Below are 12219 nucleotides of genomic sequence, written 5' to 3' on the forward strand. Positions count from 1 at the left end.
AACCTCTTCATGCGCAAGAACATCCTCATCACCGGTGCGAGTTCCGGCCTCGGCGAGGGCATGGCCCGCGAGTTCGCCAAGCTCGGCCGCAACCTGGCCCTCTGTGCTCGGCGCACCGAGCGCCTGGAGGAGCTGAAGACCGAGCTCACCGCCGCGCACCCCGGTATCCGCGTCGTCATCCGGGCGCTGGACGTGACGAACCATGAGCAGGTGTTCGAGGTGTTTCGCGCGTTCCAGAGCGAGCTGGGGACCCTGGACCGAATCATCATCAACGCGGGCATCGGCAAGGGCCAGCCCATCGGCACGGGGGCCTTCCGGGTCAACCGCCAGACGGCGGAGACGAACTTCCTCGCCGCGCTCGCGCAGTGCGAGGCGGCGGTGGAGATCTTCCGCCAGCAGAACGCCGGACACCTGGTCACCATCTCGTCCATGAGCGCCCTGCGCGGCATGCGGCGCAACCTCACCGCCTACGCGGCCACCAAGGCCGGGCTGGCGAACCTGACGGAGGGCATCCGCGCCGACCTGCTCCGCACCCCCATCAAGGTCAGCACCCTCTATCCGGGCTACATCCGCTCGGAGATGAACGAGAAGGTGAAGAACACCCCGTTCATCGTCGACACCGCGACGGGCTGCCGCGCGCTGGTGAAGGCCATGGAGAAGGAGAAGACCGAGGCCTATGTGCCCGCCTGGCCGTGGGGACCGCTCGGCTTCCTGCTCAAGCGGCTGCCGCTCTCCCTCGTGACGCGAATGACCTGAGGCTACTCCACGGGCTCGCAGCGCACCGTGGCCTCGAGCCGTTCCATGCCACCGCCCACGTAGATGGTGCCCGAGGTGGGCGCCGCATCCGTATAGGAGCGCCCCACCGCCACGCGCACGTGGTGGGTCTGCGTGAGCACGCCGTTGGTGGGGTCGAACCCCTTCCACCCTCGCTCCGGCAGGTACACCTGAGCCCAGGCATGGGAGGCCTCGGCCTGCTGCGTGTTGGCGTGCTTGGGGCCCGTGTAGAGGTAGCCGCAGGTGTAGCGCGCCGGCACGCCCAGCAGCCGCGCCAGGCACACGAAGAGGTTGGTGAAATCCTGGCACACCCCGCGCCGCGCCGCGTACACCTGGAACGGCGTGGTGTGGACCGTCGTTACCCCCTGCAGGTACTTGTACTCCTTGAAGAGGGTGAAGTTCAGGTCCAGCAGCGTGTCCAGCAGGTCGAAGTCGTTGCGACGCGCGAAGCTCATCGCGTACTCGAGCAGCTCCTCCAGCTCCGTGTCCGGCAGCGCCGGCGGTTGGAGGAACGGCTGCAACATCGTCTGCTGCCACGGCATCCACAGCAGTGGGAACGTCGTGCGGATGTGCGGCGTGTGGAAGCCCAGCGGATCCGTGTCCCGCAGCTCCACCCGCGAGAGCGCTTCGATTACCAGCTCGGTGTAGGGCGTCTCCACGTTCGCACGCCGCACCCGGTTGCCGAAGACGTCCTCGTACTCCTCGCGCAACGAGCCGGCGGACATCTTCAGCTCGTGGGAGAGCAGCGACTGGAACCGGTCGTGGATGGGCGTCAGCCGCAGCACATGGGCGCTGCGCTCCACGGGCTTGTCGTAGCGGTAGACGGTGCGGTGCCGCACGTCCATCACCCGCACCGGCGTCACGGGCGGGCGCCGCAGCTTGCTGCGCGCCTCCAGCTCCGCGGCCATGCTGTGGGCCTCTTCCCCAGGAGGGCGAGGCGCATTCGGAGGCAGCACCTCGGCGCGAACGGCGCCCTGCCGCACCACCACCAGCGCCCCGGGAGGCACGGGTGCCCAGCGGGCCTTCACGTCGGTACGCGACTCGATGGGCTCGGTGCAGACGATGACACCCTTGTGGCCCTTGGCGCCGCGCTTCGTCAGGTCCATCTCCACGTCTTCATCCCCGACGACGAGCCGGTCGTAGGGCGGCGCCACGCGCCAGAGCCACGCTCCCGAGGCCCCCTGGGCGTCCGCGTACACGCACAGGTCCTGCCCGTCCGTGAAGATGAGGGTGAGCGGGCCAAAGGCGTTGAGCTCCGCCAGCCAGGCCCGCAGCCGCTCCAGGTCCACCTCCCCGAGCCGCTGCCAGCCGGCCGCCTGCACCCAGCTCAGCAGCCGGCAGAAGACGAACTCCGAGTCGGTGGAGCCCACCGGCGCGAAGTGCGTCTCCGGAGGCGGAGGCAGCGCCTTATGCAGGCTGCCGCTGTGGCCGAACAGCCAGTCCCGCCCGCCGAAGCTGCGGCAGAAGGGCTGGGTGTTGGCGTCGCTGATGGCGCCCCACTTCGCCGTGCGGATGTGCAGCAGGAAGAGCGGGGACTCCAGGTGCCCCCACGCCTTGACGAGCTCGCTGTGGATGCTGCCCCCGGGTGGCGGCGCGTGCTCCTTGAGCACCCCCGCCGAGGGTTCGCTGCCCGGGTAGTAGCCGATGCCCCACCCGTCTGGCGGTGTGCGCCCCGGTGCCAGACAGCGCAGGTCCAGGCTGGGCGCGAGCGTCCCCTCGAAGGACATGGCGAGCAGGTTGGGCATGGGGCGGCGGACTCTACTGGGACATCGACTGGGAACCCAGCGCCCGGGCGCTGCCGAAGAACTCGGACGACAGGCTGTCACACACGGCCGCCGTGGCATCGACGACATCCGTCAGCAGCCCGTGGATGGTGACTCCTGGCTCCGTGAGGACCTCGGGCCGCAGCCGCGCCAGCAGCTGTCCGCCCAGCGCCTCGGTCCGCGCGCCGGGCAGCCCCTGCGTCCCAGGAGGGTGGAGCTCGGCCAGGTAGCGGTGGGCCGACTTCAGGCAGTAGCGAATGGAGCGCGGGAACTCCGGCTCGAAGAGCAGGAAGGCCGCCACCGCGTCCCCCGTCACCCGGCCCTGGTGGCGCTTCATGAAGGCCTCGAAGCCCGAGCAGGCCCGCAAGAGCGACAGCCAGAGGCTCGTCTCCACCACCTGGTGCTGCCCCGTGGGGAGCTGCTGGAAGGCGTGGTGGTGTACGTCCAGCACGCGCGCCGTCTGCCCCACGCGCTCCAGCAACACGCCCAGCCAGATGAAGTCCAGCGGCGTGTCATGCAGCATGGTGCTGCGGAACAGCCCCAGGCACAGCTGCATCGCCCGGCGGATGTGCCGGTAGAAGCCGTAGCGGTGCTGGGCGAACTCCGCGCGCCCCTCCTCGCCGTGCATCCACAGGTACACCTCGTTGATGGCCTCCCAGCATTCAATGCTCACCACCTCGCGGATGGCGCGCGCGTTCTCGCGGGCCTCCGACAGCGCGGTCAGCAGGCTGGAGGGGTTGTGCTCCTCCCAGGCCATGAAGTGCTGCACCCGCTCCCCGTCTCCCTCGGCCGCCGCGCCATGCAACCCCGCGAAGCGCGCCCGCTCGCCGAACACGGCCAGCACCGGCATCCAGCACTGCTCCGGAGACAGCCCCGCGTCCAGCGCCAGCGTGCCCGTCACCTGGAGCACCCGCGCCGTGCTCTCGGCGCGCTCCAGGTAGCGCCCGAGCCAGAAGCAGTGCTCCGCCACGCGCGCGATCATGCGACCTCCCGCTGCACCCAGGTGTCCTTCGAGCCGCCGCCCTGGCTGGAGTTGACCACGTACGAGCCCTCGCGCAGCGCCACCCGGCTCAAGCCGCCCGGCAGCACCCAGGGGCCCTGAGGCCCGGTGAGGATGTAGGGCCGAAGGTCCACGCGCCGAGGCGCCACCTGCTTGCGGCCCGCGTCCCAGGTGGGGCAAGAGGACAGCTCCACCCGAGGCTGGGCCACGTAGCGCCGGGGCTCGGCGAGGATGCGCTGGCGGAACTCCTCGCGCTGCTCCCGCGTGGACTGGGGGCCCATGAGCATGCCGTAGCCGCCCGCCTCGTCCACCGCCTTCACCACCAGCTGCTCCAGGTGCTCGAGCACGTACGTCCGGTCCGCCGCGCGCGCGCACACATAGGTGGGCACCTGCGCCAGGATGGGCTCCTCGGAGAGGTAGAAGCGAATCATGTCCGGCACGAAGGCGTACACCGCCTTGTCGTCCGCCACGCCGTTGCCCGGGGCATTGGCCAGCGCCACGTTGCCCGCGGCGTAGGCGCGCATCAGCCCGCGCACGCCCAGCAGGCTGTCGGGGCGGAACGCCTCCGGGTCCAGGAAGGCGTCATCGATACGCCGATAGATGACGTGGACGCGGCGAGGCCCGCGCGTGGTGCGCACGAAGACCTTCTCCTCGTCCACGAAGAGGTCCGCCGGGTGGACCAGCTCCACGCCCATGGTGCGCGCCAGGAAGGTGTGCTCGAAGTAGGCCGAGTTGTAGGGCCCCGGGGTGAGCACCACGACGGTGGAGCGCTCGGGCGCCTCGGGGGACACGGCGCGCAAGGTCTCCGCGAGCCGTGCCGGGTAGTGGTCCACCTGGCGCACCCGGGCCTGCTCGAACACCTCGGGAATCACCCGCTTGGTGATGATGCGGCTCTCCATCACATAGGACACGCCCGAGGGCGTGCGCAGGTTGTCCTCCAGCACCCGGAAGGTGCCCTGCTCGTCGCGGATGAGGTCGATTCCGGAGACGTGGATGCGCACCCCGCCGGGCGGGCGCACGTGGCGCAACTGGGGCTGATACAGCTTCGTGCCGAGGACGAACTGCCGCAGCTCGGGCTGCTCGGCCAGCAGGCGCTGCTCTCCGTAGACATCATCCAGGAACAGGCCGAGCGCGCGGACGCGCTGCTCCAGCCCGCGCTCCACGTGTACCCAGTCGGTCGCGGCGATGATTCGGGGGATGAGGCAGAAGGGGAAGATCTTCTCGGTGCCGCGCGCGTCCGAGTACACCGAGAAGGTGACGCCCTGGTTGAGCAGGGCCCGCTCCGCCAGCGCCTGAAACCGGGCGAAGTCCTCTCGGCTCTGGACGCCCAACAGCCCGGCGAGGCGCGTGAAGTGGGGGCGCGGCGTCCCCGCCGCATCGAACAGCTCATCGAAAGTACCGGGCGCGACGGTGTAGCTGTCGAACAGCCCGGGCACGTCCCGCCTTCTCATCCGTCGACTCCCAGCGGCGATGACACCCCGCGTCGAAGAAACTCTACCCCACGTGCGGACAGCACAACGAGGGCGCACCACCCGGCTCGGGAAGACCTCTCTTTTACACACCCAGCGTATGCGCTGTAAAAGACCCTCAGCGAAAATCTGTAAACAAAATTGATAATGGCATTCATTGACACCAGGACAACTTCTCCAGGAAAAGGCGCGCCCAGCTGATCCCCCGCATTCCCCGAGAGGTCCCCTTGCGCAGACTCGTCTCCTGTCTCGTCGCCGCCTCGCTCGCGGTGCTGCCGCAGGCCCAGGCCGCCACCCAGCAGGCCCAAGCCAGCAGCGCTATCGTCGTCCAGGGGTTCCACTGGAACTCTGCCGGCTACGCCAACCCGAACTGGTACGGAGTGCTCTACGGCAAGGCGCCGGACCTGGCGGCCATGGGCTTCACGCACGTGTGGTTCCCGCCGCCCAGTGACTCGGCGGCCCGAGAGGGGTACCTGCCGCGCCAGCTCAGCGTGCTCAACTCGAGCTACGGCAGCGAGACGGACCTGAAGAACGCCATCACCGCGTTCACCAACAGCGGGGTGAAGGTGGTGGCCGACGTGGTCATCAACCACCGCGTGGGCACCGCCAACTGGGCGGACTTCACCAACCCCACCTGGGGCAGCTACGCGGTGACGAACAATGACGAGTGGGGCCAGGGCACGGGCGCCGCGGACTCGGGAGACGGCTACGGCGCCGCGCGAGACATCGACCACGGCAACGCGGTGGTGCAGGCGGACCTCAAGAGCTGGCTGAGCAGCCGGCTCAAGGGCGTGGGCTTCAGCGGGATTCGCTACGACTACTCCAAGGGCTACGCGCCCAGCTACGCCAAGGTCTACCACGACGCCATGGCCCCGGACTTCTGCGTGGGCGAGGTGTGGACGGACCTCAACTACAACAACGTGGATGCGCACCGGCAGTTGCTCATCAACTACGTGGATGGCACGGGCGGCACGTGCGGCGTGTTCGACTTCACCACCAAGGGTCTGCTCAACCAGGCGCTGACCTATAACGAGTACGGGCGGCTGAAGGACGCGACGGGCAAGCCGGCGGGCGGCATCGGCTGGTGGGCGCAGAAGATGGTGACGTTCGTGGACAACCACGACACGGGCCCGAGCGAGAACTGCAACGTGGGGCAGCGCCACTGGCCGGTGCCCTGCGACAAGGTGATGCAGGGCTACGCCTACGTGCTCACCCACCCTGGCATTCCGTCCGTCTACTACCCGCACATCTATGACTGGAACCTGAAGGCGGCGATCCAGGCGCTGATGGGAGTGCGCAAGACGCAGGGCATCACCTCCACGTCCACGGTGTCCATCCAGCGGGCGGAGAACGGCCTCTACGCGGCCATCGTCAATGGCAACACGGCGGTGAAGATTGGCGGCACGGACTGGAACCCCGGCACGGGCTGGACGCTGGCGGCCTCGGGCAGTGGCTACTCGGTGTGGACGCAGGGCGGCGGCGGTGGCAACCCCGACCCCAACCCCTGCACCACGGTGCCGGTGAGCTTCAGCATCAGCAACGCCAACACCACGTGGGGGCAGGACCTCTACGTGGTGGGCAACCAGACGGCGCTGGGCAACTGGACGCCGGCCAGCGGCTTCAAGCTCACCATTCAGGGCACGGGCGCCAACGCCACCTGGAGCGGCACGGCGCAGCTGCCTCCCGCCACGGCCACCCAGTACAAGTACGTGAAGTGGAACGGCTCCACCGCCGCGTGGGAGAGCAACCAGGCCACCAGTAGCGGCAACCGCGAGTTCACCACGCCGGCCTGTGGCGGCACCGCCACGCGCGCGGACGGCAGCTTCAAGTTCTAGGCCCGGGGCTCTCCACTCATGAACCGCTTGAAGCAGTCCGTGGCGCTCGTCCTCGCCACCCTCCTCCTGCAGGCCGGGGCGGCGCGCGCGCAGACGCAGAGCATCGCGGCCGCGCACGTGTACCACAACCACATGCCCAACTTCTGGGCGTACTACGACACCAGCCAGTACGCCTCGACGCCGGTGGGCAGCCCCATCCGCTACACGTATGACGGCCAGGTCATCAACCTGAAACAGAGCCCGCCGGCCAACTACACGTACTACCTGCCGTCGGGCGCGCCCATGCCGCACGACGACCTGGTCACCTACTACTCGCACCACGCGAAGACGGGCGCGTACCTGTACTGGCCTCCGGCCGTCGCCTCGGACATGCGCACCAATGCGTCCACGGGACAGGTCCACGTCACCATGTCCGGCGCCGTGGTGAACAACGTGCAGAGCCTCACCACGCTGCAGAACGTGTCTGGCTACAACAACCCCTCGTGGGGCACCTCGTGGAGGGACCGGTACAACACCCTCTTCACCCCGGCGGGGAACCGGACGTTGGACCTCATCCACTTCACGGGCCACCACTCCATGGGGCCGCTGGTGGGGCCGGAGTACTTCCTCAAGGACCTCATCTACCAGAGCGCCACGCTGGCGCAGCCCTACTTCCTGGGCGGGGACTACCGCTCCTCCAAGGGCTTCTTCCCCACGGAGCTGGGCTTCTCCGAGCGCCTCATCCCCACGCTGACGAAGCTGGGCATCCAGTGGTCCGTCATCGGTGACAACCACTTCTCGCGCACGCTGAAGGACTACCCCTTCCTGAACGATCCGGGCTCGGACACGCTGGTGTCTCCGCCCAACCGCGCGGACCTGCAGAACACCAGCAACGTGGGAAGCTGGGTCAGCCTGCAGATGGCGCACGAGCAGCAGACCATCCGCAACAAGTACCCGTTCGCCTCCACGCCGCACTGGGTGCGCTACGTGGACCCGGCCACGGGCACCGAGTCGCGCATCGTCGGCATCCCCGTGAACCAGAACGGCTCCTGGTACGAGGGCTGGGAGGGCGAGGTCACCGTGGACGTGGTGAACCTGCAGAGCTTCCAGGGGCTGGTGCCCCAGCGGCAGTTCTTCGTGGTGGCCCATGACGGAGACAACTCGGGCGGGCGCGCCGGCTCGGAGAGCACCTGGTACAACGGCCGCAGCGTCACCTGCACCGCGGGCGTGCAGTGCATGGGCATCAGCGAGTACCTCGCCGCGCACACCCCGCCCGCCTCGGACGTGGTGCATGTGCAGGATGGCTCGTGGGTGGACACGCGCGACTCCTCCTCGGATCCGCAGTGGCACCACTGGAAGCTGCCGTTCGGCATCTGGAAGGGCCAGTTCCCCGCCTTCAACTCGGCCACGGGGCTCAACCTGGCGCCGAAGACGAACCTCAGCGGCGTGCAGGAGGGGATGACCGTCTCCTTCGAGCACGGCTGGCACTACCTGGAGCGCAACTTCGCCCTGCTCCAGGCGGCGCTCAACTACGCGAAGACGGCCGAGCAGATCTGGCTGGATGCGCACCCCAACCACTGGCAGCCCAGCACCACGCTGGACAACCACGTCACGCACCCGGGCAACCAGCTCAACCCGTGGATGATGTCCTACCCGGTGAAGGGCGATGCGGCCAATGACTACGCGGGCGGCGCCAACCCGGCGGAGCTGGCCTGGTACTTCCTGCTGCCGGCGATGGACTCGGGCTTCGGCTACTACGACGAGAACCAGGACGACAACGTCAAGCCGACGCTGTCCTTCAACCAGTCGCTGTTCTTCTCCAAGCCGTACGTACAGGACCGGGTGGCGCAGGACCGCACGGGTCCCTCCGTGTGGTGGGCACAGCGCTGGCCCTACAACCCGGGCAGCGCGAACACGGACAAGTCCGAGGGCTGGACGCTCCACCACTTCAACAACACGTTCGCCTTCTACACGTATGCGTATGACCTGAGCGGCATCTCCAACATCAAGGTCCGGGTCCGCACGCACACGAACAACAGCATCGACCCGCTGGACAACACCCACAAGGTGTACGACCCGGCGGGGCGGCAGGCGGCGGGCGTGCCCAACATCGACCCCTCGCGCGTGAGCGCCTGGGTGGACTACCCGCTGACCAAGCGGGACTTGCGACCGGTGATGAACGGCGTCTCCTGGCAGCCCGCCTACCTGCCGGTGATGCAGAAGGTGGCCGCGCAGGAGATTGGTGACCTCTATTACGTGTACCTCGGCAACTACCGCAACCAGCTGCTCGACTACTACGTGGAGGCCACGGACAGCCGGGGCAACGTGACCCGAAGCGAGATCCAGTCCGTCTACGTAGGCGCGGGCCGGTACAACCTCGTCAGCGGCAAGTACGTGGAGGACATCAACGGCTCGGTGCAGGGCACCCACCCGTTCCTCGTGGTGGACACCACCGCGCCCTCGGCCCCCACGGGCTTGGCGGTGGCCACGCGCACGGACCGTTCCGTGAAGCTCACCTGGAACGCCGCCACGGACAACGTGGGAGTGACGGGCTACACCATCTTCCGCAACGGCACGCAGGTGGGCACGAGCACCACGACGAACTACACTGACAGCGGGCTGACGGCGAACACCAGCTACAGCTACACGGTGAAGGCGCGTGACGCGGCGGGCAACACCTCCGCGTCCAGCGCCGCGCTCGCGGTCACCACCCAGCCGCCGGACACCATTGCGCCCTCGGCCCCCACGGGACTGACGGCCTCGGGGGTGACGAGCTCCTCGGTGACGCTGAGCTGGACGGCCGCCACGGACAACTACGGCGTGGCCGGCTATTACGTGTACCGGAGCGGGACGCAGATCGCCGCGCCCTCGGGCACCAGCTACACGGACAGCTCGCTGTCGCCCAGCACGGCCTACAGCTACACCGTGAAGGCGGCGGACGCGGCGGGCAACCTCTCGGCGGCCAGCTCCGCCGTGAGCGTCACCACCAGCGCGGGCAATGCCGCCACCGTCTATTACAAGAAGGGCTTCACCTCGCCGTACCTCCACTACCGCCCGGCGGGCGGCACGTGGACCACCGCGCCCGGTATCGCCATGCCGGACTCGGAGGTGGCGGGCTACGCGAAGTACACGGTGAACCTGGGCACGGCCACCCAGCTCGAGGCTGTCTTCAACAACGGCAGCGGCACCTGGGACAACAACAACGGCGGCAACTACTTCTTCGCCACGGGCACCTCCACGTTCAACGCGGGCACCATCACCCCGGGCGCGCCCTTCGTGGACTCGACGTCGCCCTCCGCGCCGACCCACCTCACCTCGCCCTCGAAGACGGCCTCCTCCGTCTCGCTGGCGTGGACAGCCTCCACGGATGACGTGGGCGTGACGGGCTACCTCGTCTTCCGGGGCACCACGCAGGTGGGCACGAGCACCACGACGAGCTACACGGACAACGGGCTCGCGGCCAACACCGCGTACAGCTACACCGTGAAGGCGAGGGACGCGGCGGGCAACACCTCGCCGTCCAGCGCCGCGCTCGCGGTCACCACCAGCGCGGGCAACGCCGTCACCCTCTATTACAAGAAGGGCTTCGCCACCCCGTACCTCCACTATCGCCCGGCGGGCGGCACGTGGACCACCGCGCCCGGCGTGGCCATGCCGGACTCGGAGGTGACGGGCTATGCGAAGTACACGGTGAACCTGGGCACGGCCACCCAGCTCGAGGCTGTCTTCAACAACGGCAGCGGCACCTGGGACAACAACGGAGGGCTCAACTACTTCATCCCCTCGGGAACGCAGACGTTCAACGCGGGCACCATCACCGCGGGAGCACCGTCGGGCGATGTGTCCTCTCCGGCGGCGCCCACGGGGCTGGCGGTGTGGACGAAGACGGCCACCTCCGTCTCGCTCACATGGAACACCGTCACGGACCCGAGCGGCATCGCCGGCTACAACGTCTATCGCGGCGGCACGCTGGTGGGGGCGCCCACGGCGAGCAGCTACACGGACACCGGCCTCACGGCGGGGACGACCTACAGCTACACGGTGAAGGCGCGAGACACGGTAGGCAACCTCTCGGCGGCCAGCGCGGCGCTGAGCGTCACGACGAGCGCCACGGGCACCACCGTCACCTTCAACGAGACAGCCAGCACGGTGGTCGGCCAGAACATCTACGTGGTGGGCAACATCGCCGCGCTGGGAGGGTGGAGCACGGGGTCCGCCATCGCGCTCTCGTCGGCCAACTACCCGACCTGGAGCGTGGCGCTGAGCCTGCCGGGCTCCACTGCCATCGAGTACAAGTACATCAAGAAGGACAGCAGCGGGAACGTCATCTGGGAGAGCGGCGCCAACCGCGTGTACACCACTCCGGCCAGCGGCACCGCGACGTTGAACGACACCTGGAAGTAGTCCCCTGCACACGCGGGCTGGCCTGAACACCGAGGGCCAGCCCGCGTTCCCGTCTCAGCACAGACCGAACCTGTCAGACAATCAGACAGGTTTGGCAAGAGCGCGCCACGGGGGCAGCTTGCATCCGCGGAGTCAAAGGAGTCCGTGAGCCGAGGGAGAGCGGGACGGCCGGCGCGGGAGGACCCGTCCGCTGACGGGGGGCCCCGCGCCGAGACGAGGGACCCGCGACCTGCGTGCCAAGACCGCGGGCCCGTGCAGGCTCCCCGTCACACGGAGTCCCACGCGAGCATCTGGCCCGCGAGCCCCCGTTAGCGCGGGGGAGGAATGGGCTGGGAGGCGGTAACAGGCTTGTCCACGGCCTCGCGCTTCCGTGACTGGAGCTCCTCCAATACCTGGAGTGCGGCGCGAGCCTCTTCGGTGGTGGCGAGCGGCCGGAAGGCCTCCACCGCGCGGGAGAGCGCCTGGGCCTCATCCGCCTCGCGCGCGCGGATGCGCTCCACCGCGTGGCTGAAGCGGTCGAAGAACTTCTTGAGCTCGTCGTACTTCCGAAGCGGGCGCAGCCGCGGGTAGTGCCCCGCCGCGAGTGCTTCCACGTACAGGTTCATCACGTACACCGGGCCGGCCACACGGTGGGTGAAGACCAACCCGAACAGGGCGAGCGCCACCCCCGTGCCCACCACCGCCATCACGGTGAGCCAGAGGATCGTCATGCCCGCAAGGCCCTCGGCCGACGAGCCCGCCTCCAGCGCCGCCGTGTGGGCCCACCATGCGAGCACGCCGAAGAGTCCGATACTGCCCGCTCCGATGGAGGACAGCATCAGGATGTATTTGAGCTGAAATTGACGATCGATGAGGTACGTGCGCCGCCGCCAGGCGGGCTTCTGTGAAGCAATGACGGTGTCTGAGGACATGCCGTTGACCAGACTACCCTATCCAACCCGGGGGGTTTGACCCGTTCTTTTCAAGGGATCTACGACGGACACATCACCCACCGC

Annotated in this window: 7 protein-coding genes; 3 read left to right on the plus strand and 4 right to left on the minus strand. The window is 68.4% G+C overall.

Features of this window, described 5'->3' with window-relative positions; translation table 11 throughout:
- Nucleotides 1-9: 9 nt before the first annotated feature.
- Nucleotides 10-756, plus strand: a complete 747-nt coding sequence (locus tag SYV04_RS35535) for an SDR family oxidoreductase (RefSeq protein ID WP_321550468.1) — start codon at nucleotides 10-12, stop codon at nucleotides 754-756.
- 2 nt (nucleotides 757-758) lie between these two features.
- Here SYV04_RS35535 and SYV04_RS35540 read toward each other — a convergent pair whose 3' ends face one another.
- The 3 genes from SYV04_RS35540 to SYV04_RS35550 are packed head-to-tail and all read right to left on the minus strand — an operon-like array spanning nucleotide 759 to nucleotide 4988.
- Nucleotides 759-2519, minus strand: coding sequence for a class II glutamine amidotransferase (locus SYV04_RS35540; RefSeq protein WP_321550469.1), 1761 nt, complete (start codon nucleotides 2517-2519; stop codon nucleotides 759-761).
- A gap of 13 nt (nucleotides 2520-2532) precedes the next feature.
- Complete coding sequence (locus tag SYV04_RS35545; RefSeq protein ID WP_321550470.1) at nucleotides 2533-3519, minus strand: alpha-E domain-containing protein; 987 nt, start codon at nucleotides 3517-3519, stop codon at nucleotides 2533-2535.
- The gene (locus SYV04_RS35550) at nucleotides 3516-4988 is read right to left on the minus strand and encodes a circularly permuted type 2 ATP-grasp protein (protein WP_321550471.1); all 1473 of its coding nucleotides are present in this window, start codon (nucleotides 4986-4988) and stop codon (nucleotides 3516-3518) included. Before SYV04_RS35550 ends, SYV04_RS35545 begins: the two co-directional genes overlap by 4 nt.
- Nucleotides 4989-5233: 245 nt before the next feature.
- On the opposite strand from SYV04_RS35550, the gene SYV04_RS35555 reads away from it, so the two are divergent.
- Nucleotides 5234-6841: a carbohydrate-binding module family 20 domain-containing protein gene (locus SYV04_RS35555; RefSeq protein WP_321550472.1), complete on the plus strand. Its 1608-nt coding sequence runs from the start codon at nucleotides 5234-5236 to the stop codon at nucleotides 6839-6841.
- A gap of 18 nt (nucleotides 6842-6859) precedes the next feature.
- Nucleotides 6860-11224, plus strand: a complete 4365-nt coding sequence (locus SYV04_RS35560; protein WP_321550473.1) for a carbohydrate binding domain-containing protein — start codon at nucleotides 6860-6862, stop codon at nucleotides 11222-11224.
- Nucleotides 11225-11532: 308 nt separating this feature from the next.
- Here SYV04_RS35560 and SYV04_RS35565 read toward each other — a convergent pair whose 3' ends face one another.
- Nucleotides 11533-12135: a sensor histidine kinase gene (locus SYV04_RS35565; RefSeq protein WP_321550474.1), complete on the minus strand. Its 603-nt coding sequence runs from the start codon at nucleotides 12133-12135 to the stop codon at nucleotides 11533-11535.
- Between the last annotated feature and the right edge of the window lie 84 nt (nucleotides 12136-12219).

It is taken from the genome of Hyalangium ruber, assembly GCF_034259325.1.
GTDB classification, from domain to species: Bacteria; Myxococcota; Myxococcia; order Myxococcales; family Myxococcaceae; genus Hyalangium_A; species Hyalangium_A rubrum.

What these genes read in the sequence shown, in the direction of transcription:
- SYV04_RS35565 (WP_321550474.1), bottom strand. Translation starts at nt 12,135, where the DNA reads ATGTCCTCAGACACCGTCATTGCTTCACAGAAGCCCGCCTGGCGGCGG.
- SYV04_RS35560 (WP_321550473.1), top strand. Translation starts at nt 6,860, where the DNA reads ATGAACCGCTTGAAGCAGTCCGTGGCGCTCGTCCTCGCCACCCTCCTC.
- SYV04_RS35550 (WP_321550471.1), bottom strand. Translation starts at nt 4,988, where the DNA reads ATGAGAAGGCGGGACGTGCCCGGGCTGTTCGACAGCTACACCGTCGCG.
- SYV04_RS35535 (WP_321550468.1), top strand. Translation starts at nt 10, where the DNA reads ATGCGCAAGAACATCCTCATCACCGGTGCGAGTTCCGGCCTCGGCGAG.
- SYV04_RS35540 (WP_321550469.1), bottom strand. Translation starts at nt 2,519, where the DNA reads ATGCCCAACCTGCTCGCCATGTCCTTCGAGGGGACGCTCGCGCCCAGC.
- SYV04_RS35545 (WP_321550470.1), bottom strand. Translation starts at nt 3,519, where the DNA reads ATGATCGCGCGCGTGGCGGAGCACTGCTTCTGGCTCGGGCGCTACCTG.